This window comes from Bacillus haynesii, assembly GCF_014042035.1.
GTDB classification, from domain to species: domain Bacteria; phylum Bacillota; class Bacilli; order Bacillales; family Bacillaceae; genus Bacillus; species Bacillus haynesii.
This window is the reverse complement of the sequence record NZ_CP059494.1, coordinates 1,683,447-1,705,182: the sequence shown is the minus strand read 5'-3', so window position 1 is coordinate 1,705,182 and position 21,736 is coordinate 1,683,447. Positions and strand designations below refer to the sequence as shown.

The window sequence follows — 21,736 nt, the reverse complement described above, 5'->3', positions numbered from 1 at the left end:
ACCTTTCGATTTAGGTTTATATACCTACTAGAGATTTCATTTTCCTGGAGGCAACATATTTACAACCGCTGCGACTCCCGGTACACTACATAAAAACAGGACAGGCAGGTGCAAAAATCGAAAGATGAAGCGGGCTTTAACTGACCAATATGGCAGCTTTACAGAGATGGTAGAAAACGAAATAGAAGGGACCGATTATTCGGTGGCTGCGCGGGATGCAGGGAGCGCTCTGCTTGTGATGGCTCCCCACGGGGGCGGAATCGAGCCGGGCATCAGTGAAATTGTCAGGGCTTTTGCAGAGGGTTCTTCGGTTTATTTATTGGAAGGATTGAAAAGGCGCGGCAATAAGAGTCTTCATGTGACAAGCGCCCATTTTGACTGCCCGCTTGCCGTGCGAATGGCTGCGGGACATCGATATATACTGGCGTTTCACGGATATGATGAGCCTATCCGCCGGCATACGCTCATCGGGGGGACAGATCGAAGGCGCGCCTTGATGTTTGCGGAGACATTGGAGAAGCACGGTTTTTCTGCGGAGCTGGCCGCTGAAAGGGGATATCTTTCAGGTACAAACCCTGCAAGCATCAACAATCGCTGCCAAACCGGTTTAAGCGTGCAATTTGAAATCAGCACTGCCCAGCGGAAGGCGATGTTTGAGAAATTCACATTAAAGGGCAGGCGAACGTCTCAAAATGAGGTGTTTTCCCGCTATGTCAAAGCTTTGAAGGAAGGGGCCCGCATCGCATATGGGCCGAGTGCAGCCGGCAGTTGAGCCGGCTGTTTTTTATTTTCTCAGCATATACGCCGGCCGGCTTTCTGCCGCGACCAATTTGCCGAGGCCGTTTGCTGCTGCGTACGGGCGGCGGGTTTCCCGCCGGTAGCGTGCAAGTTCGTCTTCTTCTTCAAGACGTGCAGCATTCGCTGATTCGCTTTCTTGGGAAAGGCTTGCCATCCACGCCTCATGAAACTGGATCCCGGCTTGCCGTTTTTCAAAGAGCTCGATCCGCTTGACAGCGAACGATTCCGTGACTTTAAAGAGGTCGGCGATCATTTTAGCGGCTTGGCATCGCAGCTGAGGAAAATCCATTTTTAAAAGCATAAAAGTAGGGACGCAAAAATGGTACATAAATTGATTGGCCTGGAACTCCTGCAGCTCCCTAAACATCTGATTCATGTAAAGCTGGTTTCCCGCATGCTTTAATACGTGGCACAGCTCATGGGCAAAATCCTCCCACTGCTTTTCCTTTGAAAGGCTGCTGTTGAGAATAATGCTATACATGCCGTCATGCTTAATCATCATGCTGTTGACATTTTCATAGTGAATCCAAATATTAAAATGAGCGGCTATGCGATTCATATCAATGTGGTGAGGTTCAAAAAAACCAAACTTTTGATACATATTTTTGACGTATTCTTCTAGGTGAGACAAATAAAACTTCAATACGAGACACCCTTTCGAACGAATGTTCTGTTTTTAGCGGGAAAGAAAAGCCCGTCAAAGGGGCTGTCATGATTTCATGCAAATCTATCATATACGATGAGCAGCCTCTTTAGCAAATCTTTCCCTTTTTTATCGTCTTATCTATTAAATCGGCGCTCACCAGGTCATGTTTAATAAAAATTCCTTATTTATCCGTTTTGTTTATCTCCGGGCTTTCGTTTCTTCTCTTTTTCTTTTAAGTATTGAATGAACTCGATGGCCTGCTGTCTGCTTTCGGGGGAAAATTCCTGCATGTCGCGGTATGCAATTTGCAGATCCGGATCTGCGATTTCGTCTTCAATCGTTTTTTTCTTTTCCGTTCCTGTCAATAGATAGTCAATCGTCACTTTATAGTATTCGGCGAGTTTTTTTAATGTTTCATAGTCCGGCTCGCTTCTTCCGTTTTCGTAATGGGAGTAGCGGGCCCGAGATACACCGATCTGCTTCGCCACTTCTTCCTGTGTCCGTTTTCCTCTCAGGCTCTTCAGTCTGCCGCCTAACATAGAATGACCTCTCTTCCTCAATTCGGCATGTTTATCTCTATTATAGATACAAAATGTATCGAAATAAACATATGATAAAAAAAGTATCAAAAAAGTGTTGATGATAAGAATTGTATCGTATATAATCAAACCATAAGATACGTATTGTATCAAAAAACAGGGAGTGAGAACATGTGCGAAAACGGTTGATCGAAGAGCGTTCTAAGAGGGGATGGACGCAGAAGCAAGTGTCGGAAAGACTTGGACTCTCCGAGGTTTATGTTCGCAAAATCGAAAGGGGAACACGCAATCCCGGCAGAGAAACGATGCTGAAATTCGAAACGCTTTACTCATTGCCTGATCGATTGCTGTTTCCCGATCTTTTTCAGGTCTGTTTTGATACATATTGTATCAACGAAGCTCTGTATGAAAGAAGGCGATGTCATGAATCTTGAACATCCGATGGTCACGCACATTCGAACGCACGGCTATCCAAAGGAAGCCGACAGAGAGCAAATGCGAAGACCCGGCGGACTCGCCGGATATCCACAAGGAGGCAGCATGGGTAAAATTGTGATTTCCTACAGCTCAGACCGGTTTGATCAATGGCGGCTCGGCGAAGCCGGGGGATTCATCGCTTTTACGAAAGACGGCAAGCCTGTATTCCAATTCGATCATAAAGGCCAATACGAACGGTACCTCAGGCTGAACTGCAAAAGGCAGAAGGAAGGGGGAAGATGAATGTCCCGTCCGCTGAATCAAAGCTATCCCTTTTCGGTTTACTCAGGGCTTTTAACACCTGTGCACTACGAGAAAATAGGCAATGCCATTTGGCTGTTTTTATGGTGCATCAGTTCAACAACAAAGGAAATCAAACGCGATGGGATGACATGGGGCATCGTGCTCGGCAACAAGCCGCTGAAAGCAGCAGAACTGGCTCTTCAATTCGGCGTCAACGAAAAAACGATCAGAAGGTGGCTCGCTCTTCTCGAACGAAACGGCTACATTGCAGTCACAAGAGCACCTTACGGAATGATTTTGTCAGTCAGACATTCAAAGAAATTTGCCTATGCCAGCCATGTCCGAACAGAACTGCCTGATCGGACAGAAGAGACTGGCCGTGCGGACAAGCTTGTCCAATCCAATAAAGATATCACACAAATTAACACAAAACATAATATGAGTTCCATAAAAACAATAGCAGAACGATTTGCCGCTCTCAGGTCTTTGCAGGAAGGAAAGCCTGTCCATCCCTCATCAAAAGACTATCAGGCCATCGCCCGGATTGTCGCCCGCGGAGTGTCTCTTCCGCAAACAATCAAATGGCTTGAACAATGCTTTGAGGAGTATGAGACGCGGCGCCGAAGCCGCCATGAAACGATCAAGGTCTTCAGCTACTGTGAAAAATATATCATCGGCCGGCTGGCTGAAACGGAAGCGAAAACAACTGTCAGGAGGGAGAACAATGCCCAAAAGAACAATCGAAGAGGTCATGGACGAACTAAGGAACAGGAGCCGTCTATCACAGGGGGACAAACCGGAAGAATCCGCCGCAAAACGGTATGACTGTCCGAAGTGCAAAGATGAACTCGGATTTATCGAACGGCGCGGAACGATGGAAGTATGGGTATCATGCACCTGCCGCGAATGGCGCAAAGCGCAAAAGCTGTTGAAGTCGAGCGAAATCACCGAACAATTTAAAAACTTAAACTTTGCTCAATTCAAGACGGAAGGAAAGCATCAATCTGTAAAAGAGGCGTATGAATGCGCCGTTGAATATGTACAAGCCTACCGGGACATTCAGGAAAGCCGCAGAAACAGCATCGCGCTCTTGGGACGACCCGGTTCAGGGAAGACTCATTTGCTGACGGCCGCCGCCAATGAGCTGATGAGGAAGCTTTTCGTACCCGTCCTTTATTTTCCGTTTGTCGAAGGATTCAATGATTTAAAACAGGACTTTTCGTTGCTTGAGGATAAGCTGAACCGAATGAAGCAAGTCGATGTGCTGTTTCTCGATGATCTGTTTAAGCCGGTGGGAGGCAGGCCGCGGGCGACGGAATGGCAGATCGAACAGACATATGCCGTCGTCAATTACAGGTATTTGAACCATAAGCCGATCATGCTGTCCAGCGAGCTAAGCGTTGAAGAAATTGTCAGCATAGACGAAGCGCTCGGAACGAGGCTGGTTGAAATGTGCCAGGACTTTCTCGTCGTCCTGAACGGGAGCTCTTTCGGCATCAATCATAGACTGGAGGGGATGGTTTGATGTGCCCGCTATGTAATGGGAGAAAATCAGTCCATCAGGACGCAAGGATCGGAACGATTTTCCGCGCTTGTCCAAACTGCCGCGCTGAAAGCGGTGATTTGACGGATGTGATCAAACATCTGGAAGCGCTGATTGCAAAAATGAAAACAAGGGTGAAACAAGTTGCTTAAATGTTTAAAAGCGATGATTCTCATCATCTGGACAGCGGCAAAAAGAGACGCACAAATGAAACGATGGCACGAAGAAGACGGAAAGTGAGGAAGATATACGTGAAGAACGAAAGTGAGGCGTACAGCCCATCACCATGGCGCGTCGTCAGAACAAATACCGACCTGTACATTTATTCCGCTTACAGCAAAGCCGAAAAGAAACGGTTTCCTTATTCCAACGGGCGGGTGATTGCCAAAGTCGCCGACTACAGCGCATATTCCAAGGAAAAAAATGCCCGCTTAATCGCTGCGGCTCCCGAACTTTTGACCGCAGCGAAGCTCACGCTTGCCTATTTGAGGCGAAAACGGCCCGCTCCCAGTGATTCAGTTGAGAATCAATTGATGAATATTTTAGAAAAAGTCGTCGCAAAAGCGGAATTTGAAGAGGAGGAAAAAAGATGAACCATCCGGCAAAGTTAACAGATATCCACGCTACAACGCTTGCAAGCCGCATCAAAAAAGGAAAGGTGACGGTAATCGTCCTTGACGGAATGAACGGCACGGCATGGCAGGCCGAGGCGCCTGAACACGGCAAAACCGTCATTGAAACGAGAAAGGGAGACCTCGCAAGGGTCGAATTTGAAATCGGCTATAAGCTATAGCTCTACAACTTGAATATTTGTCCAAGACGGAAAGCCTGCGGACGCTGATCAGATGCACATCTTACTGTGCGGCTGATTGGTGTCCTTTTTTATTTCAAAAAAACGGAGGTACACCAAAATGGAAGATTTACTTTTTGAATATAAAAGAGCGCTGAAAAACACGAAAAAGCTGTATCGGCCTTATCAAGATGAACAAGGGCTGACAGCTGAACAGCTGAAAGATAAAAAACTGATCAGAAATATGATGACCGATTTGGAATATGTGATCGATTGGCTTGAAAACGGAAGAGAGCCGGGAATCAGACGGGCGATTGACAGGCGAGATGCTTATAAACGGATGCTCCTGAAAGATCCGCAGATCATCGACACGTTCTCAGCACAGATTGCATTTGAACCGGCTCAGGAAGTGTCAGCATACGATAAAGCCCGGATTGAAACCGCACTGTCTGCCCTTACGGCACGTGAAAAAGAAATCTTCATTTTACATAAGGTCGAACAGTTTTCCTATGAGCGGATTGCCACCATGCTCGGCATCAAAAAGTCCACTGTTCAAACCAATGTGAAACGGGCACAGCTGAAAATCGCGAAACAAACCGAAAAGCCTCTCGATTGTATGGCATAACGATATATCTGTCTTTTGTCATACGTTTGCCACCTATAAGTGAAAAGAGAAAAAAATATAACAGAGCATACTGTTCATAAATGGAAGATTCATATAGCGATGAAATATTACTGTTTCCGAGGATGAGAGGCGGTGAAGATGAACAATGCCAAGGAAAAGGGATCCAAAAAGGGATGAAGCTTTTCGTCTCTATCAAAAATACGGGGGAAACATTACGAATCTTGCAATCGCAAGAGAACTCGGTGTTTCAAATAAAAAAGTCAGCGTTTGGAAAACCCGCGACTGCTGGAAAGAGGTTTTAAACGGGGATGACACGAACCGAGCAAAAGCAGACATCCACAATGAAGGGCTGAATGAACGGCAGCGGCTGTTTTGCATCTATTATGTGAAAAGCTTCAATGCCACCCAAGCGGCGGTAAAAGCGGGCTATTCCCCGGCCAGCGCCCATGTGACAGGCTGCCGGCTTCTGAAAAACGAAAAGGTGGCCGATGAAATCAGGCGGATCAAAAAAGAAATGGTAGGGGAGATATTCGTCGAGGCGATGGATGTTCTCCAAGTCTATGTGAAAATCGCGTTTGCCGATATGACCGATTATGTGACTTTCGGCAAAAAAGAGGTCCAGGCTGTCGGAAAGTCCGGACCGCTGTTTGATGAAGAAAACAATCCGGTTATGAAAGAGATCAGCTTTGTCGATGTGAAACATTCCGACCTCGTCGATGGTACAGTCATCACGGAAGCGAAACTTGGGAAAGAAGGAATCGCAATCAAGCTGGCCGATAAAATGAAGGCGCTCGATAAGCTCTCACAGTATTTTGACCTTTTCCCTGATTCATTTAAGCGGAAAATTGAAGATGAGAAGCTGAAGCTCGCCAAACAAAAAGCCGACAAAGATGCGGAACCAGGTCCCGTTGAAGTGGTCATCGCCCGAAAAGGTGATCCGGCTTGATCATGAAAGAAGTCAATCCGCATTTTGAAGATTATTTGTTTAACTGGGATCAGACGTTTCAATTTCTTGTCGGCGGATACGGTTCGTCGAAAAGCTATCATACCGCTTTAAAAGTCGTATTAAAGCTGCTTCAGGAAAAGCGGACCGCTCTTGTCGTAAGGGAAGTGTTTGAAACACACAGGGATTCGACTTTTTCTTTATTCGCATCCATTATCGATGAGCTGGGTGTTCATAAGGCGGCCGAGGCGGTTTCTTCACCGATGCACATCAGGTTTGCAAACGGCAGCCGGATTATTTTTAAAGGGATGGACAACCCCGCGAAATTGAAATCCATCAACAACATCTCGCTGATTTGGATTGAAGAATGTTCGGAAGTGAAGTATGAGGGCTTCAAGGAACTGATCGGCCGGCTGAGGCATCCTGATCACAGGCTGTATATGATGTTGACGACAAACCCCGTCAGCCAGTCAAACTGGACGTACAGACACTTTTTCAAGGATGAGCGGAACAAGCGGTTTATTTTGGATGATGAGGTCTTGTATAAAAAGCGGGTCGCTGTCGTCGGTGATACGTATTACCACCATTCCACAGCGGATGACAACCTGTTTTTGCCGAAAAGCTACCTCAAACAGCTTGATGATATGAAAGCATATGATCCTGACCTGTACCGGATTGCCAGAAAAGGACGGTTCGGGGTAAACGGCATCAGGGTTCTGCCGCAATTTGAAGTGATGGAGCATGAGGAGGTCATGAGACAAATCTCCGCCATTTCCAACCCGCTGAAGAGAACCGGAATGGATTTCGGATTTGAGCAATCCTACAATGCCGTCGTCCGGGCGGCCGTCGATCCCGACAAAAAATATTTATATATCTATTGGGAGTACTACAAAAATAAAATGACAGATGACAAGACGGCCGAAGAGCTTAACGAATTCACGGTTACGAAAGAGCTGATCAAAGCTGATCCGGCCGAACCGAAAAGCATTCAGTTTTTCAGGCAAAACGGTTTCAACATGACCGCAGCCCGCAAGTTCCAAGGCTCACGCCTGCAATATACGAAAAAAATCAAGCGGTTTAAAAAAATATTCTGTTCTGACCGATGTGCCAATACGATCTACGAATTGCAGCCGCTGACCTATGCGACGGATAAAGACGGCAATCTGAAGGAGGATCAGTTTACAATTGATCCGCACACGCTTTCCGCGCTATGGTACGCGCTTGATGATTATGAAGTCACCGATTTGAAGGATGAGCCGGAAGCGAGAAAACGGCCGAACAGGAAAAGGGGGAGAAGCGTATGTCCACTCAGCAAACGGTAAGAGCGAAAGTCATGAAATCCCGTTTTCACGGGCCTGTAACAAAACAAATCTATGAAGACCAATTTTCGGAGATCTACGGCGATGATATTATCGCTCCGCCGTACAATTTGAAAGAACTGAAAGCCATTGCCGAATATTCTTCAATTCTCCAGCAATGCATTGATGCCTATAAAACGAATATTGCGGGTTTCGGGCTCGATGTAGAATACGCTTTTGATTTTAACGGTGCGGATGTGAAGCCCGATAAGAAAAAAGCTGCTGAGACCGATTGGACAAGGCTTGAAGATTTTTGCCGCCATCTTCATTTTGATGAATCGGCTGAAACGATTTTAAGCCATATGATAGAGGACCGCGAAAAAACGGGGAACGGGTTTTTGGAGGTGCTCAGAAACGGTGCGGGGCAGCCGGCCGGAATTGAATATCTCGATGTCAAAAATATGCGCGTATGCGGATTTACAGAACCGATCGAAGTTGAATTCGCCTACATGGAAAACGGATCGCTAAAAAACATCAAAAGGGAAAAAAGGTTCCGCAAGTACGTTCAGATGATTGACGGCAGGAAAGTGTACTTTAAAGAGTACGGCGATCCGCGGATCATGGATATGACCACCGGAGAGTTTGACAGACAGACTCCTCCTGAACGAAGCGCGAATGAAGCGATCCATTTTAAAATCGGCAGCGGCGTCTACGGCGTTCCCCGCTGGATCGGAAATATTGTCAACCTGTACGGAGCGAGGAAAGCGGAAGAGCTGAATTATATGTACTTCAGACAAGGCCGGCACGTACCGGCCGTCATTACGGTTGAAAACGGCATGCTCTCAGAGGCTTCGTACAGAGAGCTGCAGGAATACATGAACGACTTGGAAGGCGTTGAAAATGCCCACAAATTTTTGCTCATCGAAGCGGAGGGGATCGCCCAGGAAAAAGACATTCACGGCAGCCAGGACATTACGCCGGTGAAAGTTGACATCAAATCCCTCGCCGAAATTTTGCAGGAAGATGCGCTGTTTCTTGAATATGACGAGAAAACGCGGAATAAAATTCGCTCTTCCTTCAGGCTCCCGCCGCTCTACACTGGTGATGCCCATGAATATAACAGGGCGACAGCCGATACCGCCCGCAAAATCACCGAAGAACAGGTTTTTGAACCGGAGCGGAAAATATTGATCGGCAAGCTGAATACGCTGTTTCTCCGTGATTTAAAGATTTTTCACGCGAGGCTCCAGCTGAAAGGACCGGACTTTCGCGATCCGCTTGAGATTGCAAAAGTACTCGGTCCTTTTATTCAGGCGGGAGCGGTATCTGCAAATGATTTGCGCGACCTGGCTGGCAGAGTGCTCGGCAAGACGCTTGATGAATGGCCGGAGGAAGAATTCAGCAGGCCGCTCGTTTACCAGGAAAGCTTAAAGAATAATGAAGCGGAAGCCGGAGCACTGCTGCCTGAACTGCAGGAAGCCGTCGAGACATTGAAACAGATCACTGAAAGGAGGTGAACACTTCGTGCCGAGAGAGCTTAAAAATGCCAAGATCAATTTCGTCAGTTATGTCGACAAAGCGGCGAACAAAAAGAAATTTTTCATGACGAAGTCGAGTGAACCGCCGACATTTCAAAAGGAAGTCAAGCTGATTGCAAAAGCCGAGGATGAAAAGAAGCTCGTCTACGGCGTGGTCTACGAGCCGGACATTGCGGATGCCCACGGCGATTTTATGACGGCTGAAGAAATCCAAAAAGCCGCCCACGGTTTTCTGAAAAATGCCCGGAAGATCGACAAGGATCACAATTTCCAGGGAGGCGTCGGAGAAGTCGTGGAGTCCTACGTAGCGCCTGCAGATTTTGAAGTAAACGGCGAAACGATTGTGAAAGGCTCTTGGGTGCTGGTGACAAAAGCCGGTGATGAGATCTGGGAACAGATTAAAAAAGGAAGCATCACCGGCTACAGCATGGCGGGCACTGCCGAAACGGTCGAGCACCCGCCCCGCGCCGGCTCTGAAACCGATGAGACCGGCAGTTTCTTTCAGCTGTTTAAGCAGTTTTTTGCCGGCGACAAACAAAAAACGGGAGAGGAAGAAAAAAAGATGAAACGATCAGAAGTTCAAGGAACGATTGAAGCCGTCTTGGCTCCGCTTCTCAAACGTCTTGACGATTTGGAAGGGGATAAAGCGGCAGACGAAAAAGAGCAGCAGACAGACCAAGACGCACATGTGAAGGAAATCGTCGAGGACATGCTCGCCCCTCTTATTGCACGCATTGAAGCACTCGAAAAGATGAGAGGCGCCTCAAAGCAGGCAGCGGCTGAAAAAGACGGGGAAGAAGAAGTTAAAAAATCGATTTGGAGCGGATTGCTTTAATTTGGAGGAGGAAGACAATGAGAAATCAAGAGATTATTCGTAAAGCCGAGATGTCGCTTGCGACGCTGAAAAGCGGAGGATTAATGAATCCGGCGCAGGCTTCTGCATTTATTCGAATGGTGCAAAACACGCCGACAATTTTCAGCGAATCGCGCGTGATTCAAATGGAAAACGACTCGCAAAAATTTGAAAAGATCGGTTTTGGCCAGCGGATTTTAAGAGCGGCTGATGAAGGTAAAGCATTGGCGAAAGACCAATTAACCGCACCGGTGACCAGCACGGTCGAGCTGAATGCAAAAGAAGTCATTGCCGAAGTCAACATTACTTATGACACGCTCGAAAATAACATTGAAAAAGACGGCCTTCAACAGACATTGATGCAAATGCTGGCGGAACGGGCTGCTGTGGATATTGAAGAACTGATCGTCAACGGTGATGTCGCGTCTTCAGATCCATATCTTGCCCAGCTCGACGGGATCCGGAAGCAGTCGGTCTCCCACATCGTCGATGCGGGCGGGGAGCAAATCAGCCGACAGCTTTTCAAACAGGGGCTGAAAGCTGTTCCGGCAAAATATATGCGCGTTCCACAGGAATTCAGATTCTACACATCGCTCGGTCAGGAGATTGAATGGAAAGACCGCGTCGCAGACCGTCAAACCACTCTCGGGGATGCGGCAGTTCAGGGCGGACTTTCAACCGCTTTTGGCGTGCCTGTTAAAGGGGTCTCAAATATTCAGCCGTATTCATACGGAGAAGGAGATGCGGCCGCCGAAGCATCAGACATTATTTTGACACATCCGAAAAATATCATTCTCGGTTTCTCGCGCAATATCAGAATTGAAGTCGATAAAGACATTCGCGCACGCAAATTTATCATTGTCCTGACGGCAAAACTGGACAGCAAATTCGAAGAAGAAGACGCGGTTGCAAAAATCGTCAATGTAAAAGAGTAAATGCTGAGTCCGAACGCTTCCAATGAAAGCATAGCCGATCGGCGGGGAACGAGTCCGTGCGCCCCGGACAACAGCTAAAAGCTCTGGAAGGATGTGATGAACATGCTGATCACGCCCGACGATATCATCCAATATTCCGTTATTGAAGCCGTGAAAAACCGGCCGCAGGAATTGCTGCGGCAGGATATCCTTGAAGCTGAAGCGGAAGCCGAGCAGATAACGGGGCATCGTTTTACAGATGAAAAATATGATCCGCTGCCGGAAAAGGCAAGGCTCGCTTTGCTGCAGCTGGCACAATACTTTGCATTGAAAAACGGTGATGAATCGCTTTTGAAAGGCTACAAATCTGAGAAATTGGGTGACTACTCCTATACGCTCTCAAGAAGCGGAGGCCTGGCGAAGCCCGACGTCTATAAACTGCTCGAAGAATTTATTCTTGATTATGAATCTGTTCGATTCAAGGTGCGGCCGCTATGAGCTACAAAAAATTATTAAGCGACCGCTGCGATATCTATCATCTAAAGGAAGACCAGGCCGAGGAAGCAAGGTACGGCATTCCCGCGCCATACCTGCAGCCGATCCGCACATACGGGGACACACCTGATCTTCAAAATGTTCCCTGCTATTTTACGGAAAAAAACCAGTCGATCGTCCAGCAAGAACCCGAACAGGTCATTTATCATTCATATTTGGCCCATTTTCCGGCGGATGCAGATGTGCGCCTTCACGATCAGGCGGTCTGGAACGGTGTCAGCTACACGCTTCAGCAGCCGCGCAACATCAAAGGCCATCACCTGGAAGTCTTAGCGGTCAGGGATGAAAAACTATGAAAATCAAAGGATTGAAACAGCTGTCGCAGACGCTGGAAAAAGCGGGGCAGAGCGGCTTTCGAACTGAAGCTGCCAAGTGGCTTGAAAAGGCGGGAACCGATTTTTTGGACCTGGTCCGTGACGAAATCGTGCGCGCCGGATCGATTGATACCGGCAGCCTTTTGCGCTCGTTCAAGCGGGGGGCCGAAGGGAACAGGTGGGAAATCGAAAAAGGCGGACTCACGCTTGAAGTCGGGACGGAGTTAGAGTATGCCTCATTCGTAAATGACGGCCATTGGTCAGGCGGAAAAGATGAAGTCAGGTGGATTCCGGGACAATGGCACGGCGGCCGGTTTCAATATGATCCCGGTTCATCGTCCGGCATGGCCTTAAAACGGCAATGGGTAAAGGGAACAGGCTATTGGGAGCATGCGCTTTACATATTTGAGCGTTTATTTGAAAAACGCCTGCATGAAAAGCTGCAAAAATGGCTGAATTCCCTGTAAGGAGGTGAAGCTTTGAACGACGAAACGGGATCTGTCATGAATTTCTTTTATCAAGTCTTTCCTGTCGTCTGTTATGAAAAGGAAATACCTGATCATTTTCAAATACCGTCGCTATATTTTCCTCCCCCTTCTGTTTTTGATGAGAATGATACGGTTTCAACATTTAAAAAAGTCTTCACCCTGAATGTGAAACTGTTTCACCATGATTCGCAGCAGGCTCACGATCATGCCGAGCGCATTGCAGACGCCGTAAGGGAAGCGCGGCACATCATACCGCTCATTGGCCGATCGGGTAAAGGCACAGGGGACAGCTTGAGGATCAGCCGGATCGAGACGAGGATAGGGGATTCCGGCACCGCGTCCATTATTATTCAATGGAACAGCCGCTACTGGTACAGACGGGAAAACGAACTTTCTCTGGAAACAATTGATTTTACAAACGGGGTGAAATAATTGACAGTCAGCAAAAAAACAAAGACAGAAGCAAAAAAGGCGCCTCAAGAGGAACGTGAAGCGCTGTTCTACATCGAAGATCTGAGGGAGCACGCGAAAGAGCTCTTCGGCATTAAACCGGAAGTTCTCGACGGTGCTCTTTTTCATGTGAAAGAAGAGCAGATTTCAAAACCTGAGGCAAGTCAGCTTATTCAAACATTTTTAGCCAAGGAGGTCATGAATTAATGAACGGCGGAACATTTACACCAGGCAAAGAAAAAGATCGTGCCGGCATTTATTTTAATTTTAAAACGACAGCAGAGGAACGGGTTTCCGTCGGGGACCGCGGCACAGTTGCCCTCCCTGTCGTCATGAGCTGGGGGGAGCCGAAAACATTCGTATCGATTTCCAGCATTGAAGATTTAAATAAAAAAGTAGGATTGAACATCGATGATCCGTCTCTTCTGCTTTTCCGCGAAGCGAAGAAAAACGCACAGACCGTTTTGCTGTACCGTCTGAACACAGGGGCGCCGGCGAAAGCCCAAATCGGCGAAACGCTGAGCGTAACGGCAAAATACGGGGGCGAGAAAGGAAACGACATCTCGATCCGCATTTCCGAAAATGTGCTCGATTCTAAAAAGTTTGATGTCACAACCTTTGTCGGAACAGATGAAGCTGACCGACAAACCGTCAAAACGGCAGAAGAGCTTACCTCAAATGCGTACGTCGCGTTTCAAGGGGAAGGCGCGCTTGAACTGACAGCGGGCACAAAGCTGAAAGGCGGAGAGAACGGAACAGCAAGCGTTGCCGATTACACCGCGTTTTTGGATGCTGCCGAAACGGAATACTTCAATACGATCGCACTTCCGGTTGCAGACAATGAACAGCTGAAAGCCACTTTTGCTGCTTTCATCAAACGCCTTCGCGACAAGCAGGGCCAGAAAGTCCAAGGCGTTGTCGCCGATTATGCCGGAGATTATGAAGGCATCATTAATGTAACGGGAGGCGTCGTGCTGGAAGACGGCACAGAAATCACTCCTGAAAAAGCGACGGCATGGGTTGCCGGAGCAAGCGCAGGCGCGACTTTTAACCAGTCGCTCACATTTGTCGAATACGAAGGAGCTGTTGATGTCCTGGACCGTCTGGATGAAGACCAGGTCATCGAACGTCTGAAAAAAGGCGAGTTTTTATTTACGTTTGATGCACGCGATCAATCGGTCAGCGTCGAAAAAGACATCAATTCTTTAACGAGCTTCACTGCCGATAAGAACAAAAAATTCTCGAAAAATAAAATCATCCGCGTTCTCGATGGAGTCAACAATGACCTGACCCGCGAATTAAAGGCTTTAATCAAAGCACGAAAAGCAAGCGGCAGCGATATCCCTGCATCAGACGATGGTTTGCAGTACGTCAAAACGCTGATCATTCAGTATATGACGGCGCTTCAGGAAGCCGGCGGCATCACCGGTTTTGATTCTGAAAGCGATATTGCCATTACACTGAATGAAGACCGCGACGGGTTTTTAATCGATTTGGCCGTTCAGCCGGTTGATGCAGCAGAAAAATTCTACTTTAATGTGGAGGTAAAATAATATGGCATTAAAAGCGCAAAACACGATTTCCGGAAAAGAAGGCCGTCTTTTTCTCGACGGACAAGAGATGGCTCACATCAAAACATTTGAGGCAAACGTCGAAAAGAATAAAGCTGAAGTCAATATTATGGGCCGCCGCATGACGGGCCATAAGACAACAGGTGCAAACGGCACTGGAACGGCGACATTTTATAAAGTCACATCTCAATTTGTCACATTAATGATGAACTATGTGAAAAAAGGCGAAGACCCGTATTTCACGCTCCAGGCCGTCCTTGACGACCAGTCATCAGGCCGCGGAACGGAACGGGTCACACTGTATGACGTGAATTTTGACTCAGCCAAAATCGCCGGCCTTGACGTCGACTCAGAAGCGCTCGAAGAAGAAGTTCCGTTCACATTTGAAGATTTTGACGTTCCTGAAAAACTGAAAGATACGTTTTAAAAAAGAGCCCCGTATCCCGCTTTTCAAACATAGGCTGCAAAGGCTGGTCTTAAAGAAGGAAGCCGATTCAGTAGTCAGGACATATGACACCAAGCACTCTCGCCAAGCCGAGGGTGCTTTTTCATTGCCAATTTAAAAATTGAATGTTAAAGGAGCAAGCAGACATGAGTGAAAAACAAGAAGAAAAAGTATATGATTTATCCTTTTTTATGCCGGGACAAACCGTTGAAGCCGAAGAAATCAAAGTGCCGATCTCAAAGCGGTTCGTCGATAAAAAGGGCAATGTCATTCCGTTTGTGTTTAAGCCGATTACAACCGAGCGCATTGACGAGCTTGAAAAAGAAAATACAACTTATAAAAACATCAAAGGCAGAGGCCGCGTCAAGGATCTCGACACCCAGCGCTTTTACGCCAGAATCGCCATTGAATCGACGATCTATCCTGATTTCCGTTCAAAGGAATTAAGAGAAGCCTATAAAACGGCCGACCCGGTCGAAGTGGCCAAACGCGTTCTCTCTGTCGGAGGGGAATATGCGAACTGGCTCAACAAAGCGATTGAAATCAACGGCTTTGAAGACGATCTTGAAGATCTGGAAGAAGAAGCAAAAAACTAATCAAGGATGGGAATAAAGAAGCGGTGTATCTCTATTTCGCGATGCACGAACTTCACTATTCTCCATCCCAGCTCCGGGAGCTGTACGAAGCCCCAAAACCGTTTAAAGCATTATTATACGGACTCATCAGCTACAAACTTCAGATCCTGGAAAAAGAAGCGCGGAAAGGAGGTACATAATCCATGGCAAAACTGACGGCACGTTTTGAACTTGAAGACCGGGTGTCTAAGAAGCTGCGGAGGATTCAGAAGGGGTTTAAAGACCTGGAAAAAAGACAAAAAAAGCTCAGCCGCCCGTTCACAATGCAAATAAAAACGAAAACAGCAGAGAAAACATTGAAAAAACTAAATGTTTTCTTAAAAGCCAACCTGAAATCATGGCAGCTTGAAATTTCAGCAGTTGATAAGGCCGGCAGAACCATCGACAATATTTCAAATCAGCTCAAACAAAAGCTGCCTGACAACTATCAATTTTCAATTGTAATAAATGATCAGGCGACACCGGGCATTCAAAAGATCAGAAGCATCATGTCTGATTTGGCATCGGCTGAATACTTCTTAACTGCAGCCGTTAACGACCGAGTCACCCCGGCAGTTCAAAAAATTTACGGCTACATGAAGGGTGCATTGCAAAAAGGATACTCTGCAACCCTCTATGTCATTGATAAAATCACCCAGACAGCCAGCAGGATTTCCTCCTATTTGAAAAATCATTTAGCAAGGGAATATCAGGCCACCCTTACGATTAACGACCAGGCCACCGCGAAATTGAATGCCTTGCAAAAAAAGCTCGATGATATTGAAAAGAAAAGAACAAAAAATGATCAAGGAACGCAAAGCTCAAAAACAGACGAGAAAAATGAATCAGGCAAATCTCCTGAGGCTAGTCAGGCAAGTTCCATTTGGGATACGGTTTTGCAAAAAGGGAAAGAGAAACTTGGAGAACTAACTAATTTTGGAAAAGGAAAGCTCGCAACATGGTGGCAGGGTAAAATAGATGAATATAAAAAAAAGACAGTCGAAAGATTAAAAGAAAAAATTGCTGAAAAAATCTCAATTAATCCTGAAAAAATGATGGATAACCTATTCGATAAAGGCTTGGATAAGCTTCTGGGAAAAAGCAATAAAAAGAAAGACAACAAAGAAAATGCCACAAAAAAACCTGTGAAATGTGTATGTTGTTGCTGCGGTAAAAGGGGAAAGTCTTTAACAAACGATCCGAAAACGAGCAAAAAGCCAGGTAGCAAAGGCGAAAAGTCCGACAATAAAACAGGTTCAAAACAAAATCGAACAAAGAAGCCGGGCGGAAAGTTCCTCAAAGGGCTTGGCAAGTTTGGAAAAGGTGTCGGGAAAAAAGTTCCGTACCTTGGAGCTGCACTGTCTGCGACAGAATTACTAGATATGAACAAAGAAAACGCAGGCGAAAAAGTCGGTTCAGCAGGCGGAGGAATTGCCGGCGGTTTAGCTGGTGCAGCAGCAGGTGCGGCAATTGGCACAGCTATTCTCCCTGTGGGGGGAACGGCAATCGGCGGTGCTATTGGAGGCTTAATCGGAAGTACAGGCGGCTCAAGCATCGGTGAATATTTCGGGAAGATGTTCGATGACAACGGCGGTGTCGAGAAAGCGTGGAATACGATAAAAGATAAATCGGCTGAGGCACTCGGAGCCATTCAAGAAAACTGGTCGATGATAGCAGGTTGGTTTACAGATAACGTCTGGAATCCGGTTGTCGGCAAGGTGGTCGAAGTAGCGACAGGGATCTGGAATCAACTGACAACAGCCTGGACGATGATTCAGGAAACATTCATGACAGTGGCGGGCTGGTTTGCGGAAAATGTCTGGAATCCGATTGTCGGCAAGGTGATCGAAGTAGCGACAGGGATTTGGAATCAGCTGACAACAGCCTGGACGATGATTCAAGAGACATTCATGGTTGTCGCCGGCTGGTTCGCAGAAAATGTCTGGAATCCGATTGTCGGCAAGGTGATCGAAGTAGCGACAGGCATCTGGAATCAGCTGACAACAGCCTGGACGATGATTCAAGAGACATTCATGGTTGTCGCCGGTTGGTTTGCGGAAAATGTTTGGAACCCCGTGGTTTCAAAAGTCATTGAAGTGGCAACCGGAATATGGGATCGTTTTCAATTCACATGGAACATGATCAAAAGAATTTGGGGCGCGGTTTCCTCATGGTTTATAAATACGGTTTGGAATCCGTTAAAAAATACGTTCTCAACCGTAAAAGAAGCGATTGGAGAAAAATTTCAAGCGGCCAAAAAAACCGTAACAGACATTTGGGAAGGCGTCGCCGGCTGGTTTGAGAAAAATATTCAAAAGCCAATTGTAAAGATTGCAGGATTGATAAGCGACGGTTTTGAGAAAGCATTCGGCTGGGTAGGCAAAATATGGGAAAAGGTTGGCGGCGGTATTGATGCCGTCATCAACTTCATGACAGGAGAAGATCCTGATAAAAATGCCACAGGCGGCTACATCACAAAACCGACCATCTCCTGGATCGGTGAAGCCGGAAACGAATTCGTCATCCCGACGGAAAACAACCGGGGACGCGGGAAGATGCTGCTTGCCCAGGCCGCGACCAAGCTCGGTATGCGTGTTGTTGACGACATGGGAGCCGCGGCGGGAGACGGGGGAACTTCTTCTCCGGTTTCAAGCACAGCTTCATATTCGGCTTCTGTGTCGCCTGCTGTCGGCGTCGGGAATATAGAGGCAGAGGCGCAGGCTTTCGGCCGGGAATTCACCGGCGGTTTTGACAAAGGGATCGGCTCAAACGCTCCTTCCCTTAATCAATGGAAGCAAAAAAACATCAGCAAGCCGTTTAGCAGCCTGCCGGCAGAATCGTCTAACTACGGAAAACAGACGGTTGCCGGGTTCGCTTCCGGGCAAAATGCTTCCGCGACCGGAACCGGCGGTTTTCTTCAAGCAAAAGTAAATGCGCCTTATCAAACAACGGTGAAAACGTCATCTTCCTGGGGCGCAAATACAGTCAGAAACTTTGCATCCGGGCAAAATGCGACACCGACCGGGACGTCACAGTATGTTGATAAAAATATCAACAAGCCGTTCCTTGATTCGAAACAGTCGGCTGCAGGCTGGGGATCGGGAATGGTCGGACACTTTATCAGCGGCATGAATGGAAAAGGCAGCGAAGTTTCTCAAGCTGCAAAAAACTTGGCGAAAAAAGTGGAAAAAGCGTTCCGCGAAGAACTAGATATTCATTCTCCGTCCCGGGTTATGATGAGTCTCGGGCGTTTCGCGTCGGTCGGGATTGTCAAAGGTTTAAGCTCTGTCGATGTCAAAAGTTTTGCGGAAAAACAAGCGGGCTCACTGGCAGCTGCGTTTTCCGGAATCGGCGCCGTCGGCGGAAATGTAAAGTCGTGGCTGATGCAGGCGATCATGGCTACCGGTTCACCGGTGTCGTGGCTACAGCCGCTTTCTGTCATTGCTCAAAAGGAATCCGGCGGAAATCCGCGCGCCTATAACGGCTGGGACATTAACGCTAAGCGGGGGGACCCGAGCAGAGGCTTGATGCAGACGATCGGCCAAACGTTTAATGCTTACAAAGGAAAAGGAATGAATGATATTTTCAATCCTGTTCACAACGCGGTAGCGGCCATCAACTACATCAAATCGCGATACGGGTCGCCATTTAACACCCCAGGGATTAAAAGCATGGCAAGAGGCGGAGCTTATAAAGGCTATGCCAACGGTGGCCTGATCACTAGCGAGCAGATCGCCCGCGTGGGTGAAGGCGGCAAGCGCGAATGGATCATTCCCGAAGAACGCGGCATCCGCGGCAGATATCTGCTTCAGCGGGCTGCAGGCGCGCTCGGGATGGAAGTGCATGACCCGGCTGAAGGGTCAGGTTCAATTTCAAACGGTCAGGCGGCTGCAGCCACCGCAGGTGGGGCACGATCCCGGCAGCCGGCTGAAAGCGGCGTCAAAGAAGTCAACATCTATATTACCGGAGACAATCATTATCACAGTGAGCGCGACCAGGAAACATTGATTGCGAAAATCAAGCGCGCTCTTGTCGATGAGCTTGAACGGGATATTCATATTGGGACGAAAGGAAGCGTAGCTTATGACTAAATCCGTGTACGAATTTTGGCTGACACAAGGAAAGGAAAAGCTGCGCCTCCCTGTGCTTCCCGAGCAGCTTGACGTCAGCAATAATCTTGCCAACGAATCTGTAAAGGTGTCAAAATTCGGCGAGGTCACCTTTATCAATGAACCGGGAGCAAAGACGATTTCATTTTCGTCTCATTTTCCGAAAAAGTATTCTCCGCTCTCCGAATACAAAGGGTTTCTTTCGCCGGAGAACGCGATTCTCAAAATTGAGAAGTGGATGAAAGCAAAAAAACCGGTTCAATTTCTCGTGACGGGAACGAAGATCAATTTCACATGCAGCATCGAAAACTTTTCGCATCGTGAGGGTGAAAAGGATATTGGCGACCGCGATTTTGATCTCACATTAAAAGAATATCAAACAGCATCACCTCGGAAGATCAAACAAAAAAAGAAAACGAAGAAAAAACGGCTGTCCAAACCGGCTCCAAAAATGTACACTGTCAAAAAAGGCGATACGCTCTGGCACATCGCAGGCCGTTTTTACGGAAACAGCCAGGAATGGCGGAAAATTTGGAATGCGAACAAACAGGCGATGATCAAACGAAGCAAGCGAAATATCAAACAGCCGGGGCACTGGATTTTTCCGGGGCAAAAGCTGAAAATACCATAAAACGAAGCGCCGGGTGAACCGGCGTTTTTCTGTTAAATCAAAAGCAGGGGATAGCGATGATCGAATTATTTGTCATAAAAGAAAGCGAATGGTATGAACTTGTCACCGAAAGCGTCACCTTGGAAGGAGAAAGGTACCAGGCCCCTCGTTCGATCGAAGCGTCGATTGTGATCAAGCAGGGAAGCCACAAATATTACAGCGTGCAGGAAGGCGATACCGTTTTATTTAAATGGAAAGGAAAAGAACTGTTTCGCGGAATTGTTTTCAGCAGGGTGCCGAAAGAATATACGCTTACGTTTAAAGCGTACGACATGCTTCAGTACTTGGTGAAAAATCAGGATGTATATGTATTCTCGAACAAAACGGCCGCTGACATTGTCAAACGAATTGCGAGCGACTTTCAAATTCCCAAAGGCGCTATTGCAAACACGGGGCATACGATTAAATCGCTCGTCTTTAAAGACAATACGAGCCTATATGACATCATTTTAAAAGCGCTGCGGGAAACAAAAAAGCAAACCGGAAAAAACTATCAGCTGTATGCCGAAAAGGGAAAGCTGTGTTTAAGAGCGTGGCCCGAACCGGAGAATATCTGGGTTTTGGAAACGGGTGTGAACATTACGGATTACGCTTACAGTACGTCAATTGATGAAACGGCAACCCGGGTGAAACTGAGAAAGCAGAAAGATAACAAAACCTATACCGCATCCGCCAGCGATGAAGCCGGTATGAAAAAATTCGGCGTACTCCAGTACACAGAGACGGTTTCGGATGATATTAACGAGGCGCAGCTGCGCGACCGGGCGAAGAAGATACAGGCGGAAAAGAAAGGCGTCAAAAAAGAGCTGAAAAGCATACAGGCGCTCGGCATACCGGAAGTTCAAAGCGGACTGCCGGTTTATATATCGATTCCGGAAGCGGGCATTAAAGGGACCTATTGGGTTGATAAAGATAAACACGATTTTACAGGGACAAAGCATGTGATGACGATTGATGTCGTCGCTAAAAACACCATACCTGAAGGAGCGTCTTCATGAAATTAAGCGATGCGATAAAAGAGCTGGCTCTTGGAGCCGTAAACGCTGAATCGCCTGTCGATGTCATGCCGGCTGAAGTCGTGTCCGCTTCTCCGCTTAAGCTGAAGCTCCGCAATCATGATAAATTGGTGATCCCCTCCGACTTACTGGTGGTGGCCAGGCATTTGACAGAACATACGGAACAGATCCGGATTGACGGAGAAGACAAAACGATTCGCTTTTACAATCAATTGCATGCCGGCGACCACGTGATGATTGCGGCCATGCCTGGAGGGCAGTCGTTTTTTGTGATTGACAGGATATAGGAGTAGGAGG

Annotated in this window: 29 protein-coding genes; 27 read left to right on the top strand and 2 right to left on the bottom strand. The window is 47.3% G+C overall.

The features are described 5' to 3' along the window. Positions 1-124 precede the first annotated feature (124 nt). Complete coding sequence (locus H2R00_RS08440) at positions 125-772, top strand: poly-gamma-glutamate hydrolase family protein (RefSeq protein WP_182070839.1); 648 nt, start codon at positions 125-127, stop codon at positions 770-772. A 12-nt stretch (positions 773-784) separates the two neighbouring features. Here H2R00_RS08440 and H2R00_RS08435 read toward each other — a convergent pair whose 3' ends face one another. Beyond that, a complete protein-coding gene (locus tag H2R00_RS08435; RefSeq protein ID WP_182070838.1) occupies positions 785-1,441 on the bottom strand; it encodes an ImmA/IrrE family metallo-endopeptidase in 657 nt (218 codons plus the stop codon). 188 nt (positions 1,442-1,629) lie between these two features. Then, on the bottom strand, positions 1,630-1,983 hold the full coding sequence (xre, locus tag H2R00_RS08430; RefSeq protein ID WP_154994922.1) for an HTH-type transcriptional regulator Xre: 354 nt from the start codon (positions 1,981-1,983) through the stop codon (positions 1,630-1,632). Positions 1,984-2,156: 173 nt separating this feature from the next. On the opposite strand from xre, the gene H2R00_RS08425 reads away from it, so the two are divergent. The 26 genes from H2R00_RS08425 (at position 2,157) to H2R00_RS08300 (ending at position 21,726) form a co-directional block, all read left to right on the top strand. Then, entirely contained in the window at positions 2,157-2,417 is a 261-nt protein-coding gene (locus H2R00_RS08425) for a helix-turn-helix transcriptional regulator (RefSeq protein ID WP_182070837.1), read from the top strand. Further along, a complete protein-coding gene (locus H2R00_RS08420; RefSeq protein ID WP_154994926.1) occupies positions 2,407-2,703 on the top strand; it encodes a YjzJ family protein in 297 nt (98 codons plus the stop codon). The genes H2R00_RS08425 and H2R00_RS08420 overlap by 11 nt, the downstream gene beginning before the upstream one ends. Beyond that, positions 2,704-3,528: a helix-turn-helix domain-containing protein gene (locus H2R00_RS08415; RefSeq protein WP_182070836.1), complete on the top strand. Its 825-nt coding sequence runs from the start codon at positions 2,704-2,706 to the stop codon at positions 3,526-3,528. Next, positions 3,428-4,228 (top strand): ATP-binding protein, encoded by an 801-nt coding sequence (locus tag H2R00_RS08410; protein WP_182070835.1) that lies wholly within the window; start codon positions 3,428-3,430, stop codon positions 4,226-4,228. Before H2R00_RS08415 ends, H2R00_RS08410 begins: the two co-directional genes overlap by 101 nt. Further along, a complete protein-coding gene (locus H2R00_RS08405) occupies positions 4,228-4,398 on the top strand; it encodes a hypothetical protein (protein ID WP_182070834.1) in 171 nt (56 codons plus the stop codon). Before H2R00_RS08410 ends, H2R00_RS08405 begins: the two co-directional genes overlap by 1 nt. A 99-nt stretch (positions 4,399-4,497) precedes the next feature. Then, positions 4,498-4,839 carry an XkdD/Y8K6 family phage-associated protein gene (locus tag H2R00_RS08400; protein WP_182070833.1) on the top strand — a complete coding sequence of 114 codons (342 nt, stop codon included), beginning with the start codon at positions 4,498-4,500 and terminating at the stop codon, positions 4,837-4,839. Continuing rightward, positions 4,836-5,039: an XtrA/YqaO family protein gene (locus H2R00_RS08395; protein WP_154994935.1), complete on the top strand. Its 204-nt coding sequence runs from the start codon at positions 4,836-4,838 to the stop codon at positions 5,037-5,039. The genes H2R00_RS08400 and H2R00_RS08395 overlap by 4 nt, the downstream gene beginning before the upstream one ends. A 118-nt stretch (positions 5,040-5,157) precedes the next feature. Then, the gene (locus H2R00_RS08390; protein ID WP_182070832.1) at positions 5,158-5,661 is read left to right on the top strand and encodes a sigma-70 family RNA polymerase sigma factor; all 504 of its coding nucleotides are present in this window, start codon (positions 5,158-5,160) and stop codon (positions 5,659-5,661) included. A 145-nt stretch (positions 5,662-5,806) separates the two neighbouring features. Continuing rightward, entirely contained in the window at positions 5,807-6,607 is an 801-nt protein-coding gene (locus tag H2R00_RS08385; protein ID WP_182070831.1) for a terminase small subunit, read from the top strand. Then, positions 6,604-7,926: a PBSX family phage terminase large subunit gene (locus tag H2R00_RS08380; RefSeq protein WP_182070830.1), complete on the top strand. Its 1,323-nt coding sequence runs from the start codon at positions 6,604-6,606 to the stop codon at positions 7,924-7,926. Before H2R00_RS08385 ends, H2R00_RS08380 begins: the two co-directional genes overlap by 4 nt. Then, on the top strand, positions 7,905-9,419 hold the full coding sequence (locus H2R00_RS08375) for a phage portal protein (RefSeq protein ID WP_182070829.1): 1,515 nt from the start codon (positions 7,905-7,907) through the stop codon (positions 9,417-9,419). Before H2R00_RS08380 ends, H2R00_RS08375 begins: the two co-directional genes overlap by 22 nt. Before the next feature lie 7 nt (positions 9,420-9,426). After that, entirely contained in the window at positions 9,427-10,275 is an 849-nt protein-coding gene (locus H2R00_RS08370; protein WP_182070828.1) for an XkdF-like putative serine protease domain-containing protein, read from the top strand. A gap of 17 nt (positions 10,276-10,292) precedes the next feature. Then, on the top strand, positions 10,293-11,228 hold the full coding sequence (locus H2R00_RS08365) for a phage major capsid family protein (protein WP_154994943.1): 936 nt from the start codon (positions 10,293-10,295) through the stop codon (positions 11,226-11,228). 102 nt (positions 11,229-11,330) lie between these two features. Continuing rightward, positions 11,331-11,705 carry a protein YqbG gene (gene yqbG, locus H2R00_RS08360; RefSeq protein WP_023856716.1) on the top strand — a complete coding sequence of 125 codons (375 nt, stop codon included), beginning with the start codon at positions 11,331-11,333 and terminating at the stop codon, positions 11,703-11,705. Further along, complete coding sequence (locus H2R00_RS08355; RefSeq protein ID WP_154994945.1) at positions 11,702-12,058, top strand: YqbH/XkdH family protein; 357 nt, start codon at positions 11,702-11,704, stop codon at positions 12,056-12,058. The genes yqbG and H2R00_RS08355 overlap by 4 nt, the downstream gene beginning before the upstream one ends. Then, complete coding sequence (locus H2R00_RS08350; RefSeq protein ID WP_154994947.1) at positions 12,055-12,543, top strand: HK97 gp10 family phage protein; 489 nt, start codon at positions 12,055-12,057, stop codon at positions 12,541-12,543. Before H2R00_RS08355 ends, H2R00_RS08350 begins: the two co-directional genes overlap by 4 nt. A 12-nt stretch (positions 12,544-12,555) precedes the next feature. After that, on the top strand, positions 12,556-12,996 hold the full coding sequence (locus tag H2R00_RS08345) for a phage portal protein (RefSeq protein ID WP_154994949.1): 441 nt from the start codon (positions 12,556-12,558) through the stop codon (positions 12,994-12,996). Continuing rightward, positions 12,997-13,221 carry a YqzN/YkzM domain-containing protein gene (locus tag H2R00_RS08340; protein ID WP_154994951.1) on the top strand — a complete coding sequence of 75 codons (225 nt, stop codon included), beginning with the start codon at positions 12,997-12,999 and terminating at the stop codon, positions 13,219-13,221. Further along, a complete protein-coding gene (locus H2R00_RS08335; protein ID WP_154994953.1) occupies positions 13,221-14,567 on the top strand; it encodes a phage tail sheath family protein in 1,347 nt (448 codons plus the stop codon). Before H2R00_RS08340 ends, H2R00_RS08335 begins: the two co-directional genes overlap by 1 nt. Before the next feature lies 1 nt (position 14,568). Further along, a complete protein-coding gene (locus H2R00_RS08330) occupies positions 14,569-15,012 on the top strand; it encodes a phage tail tube protein (RefSeq protein WP_020451024.1) in 444 nt (147 codons plus the stop codon). 164 nt (positions 15,013-15,176) lie between these two features. Then, positions 15,177-15,626: a phage tail assembly chaperone gene (locus H2R00_RS08325; RefSeq protein WP_003180832.1), complete on the top strand. Its 450-nt coding sequence runs from the start codon at positions 15,177-15,179 to the stop codon at positions 15,624-15,626. A 41-nt stretch (positions 15,627-15,667) separates the two neighbouring features. After that, complete coding sequence (locus H2R00_RS08320; protein WP_176276257.1) at positions 15,668-15,805, top strand: hypothetical protein; 138 nt, start codon at positions 15,668-15,670, stop codon at positions 15,803-15,805. A gap of 3 nt (positions 15,806-15,808) precedes the next feature. Continuing rightward, positions 15,809-19,735, top strand: a complete 3,927-nt coding sequence (locus H2R00_RS08315) for a transglycosylase SLT domain-containing protein (protein WP_182070827.1) — start codon at positions 15,809-15,811, stop codon at positions 19,733-19,735. Next, positions 19,728-20,384 (top strand): LysM peptidoglycan-binding domain-containing protein, encoded by a 657-nt coding sequence (locus H2R00_RS08310; protein WP_182070826.1) that lies wholly within the window; start codon positions 19,728-19,730, stop codon positions 20,382-20,384. Before H2R00_RS08315 ends, H2R00_RS08310 begins: the two co-directional genes overlap by 8 nt. Before the next feature lie 56 nt (positions 20,385-20,440). Continuing rightward, positions 20,441-21,421, top strand: a complete 981-nt coding sequence (locus tag H2R00_RS08305; RefSeq protein WP_154994957.1) for an XkdQ/YqbQ family protein — start codon at positions 20,441-20,443, stop codon at positions 21,419-21,421. Continuing rightward, a complete protein-coding gene (locus H2R00_RS08300; protein ID WP_154994959.1) occupies positions 21,418-21,726 on the top strand; it encodes a DUF2577 domain-containing protein in 309 nt (102 codons plus the stop codon). The genes H2R00_RS08305 and H2R00_RS08300 overlap by 4 nt, the downstream gene beginning before the upstream one ends. Positions 21,727-21,736 lie beyond the last annotated feature (10 nt).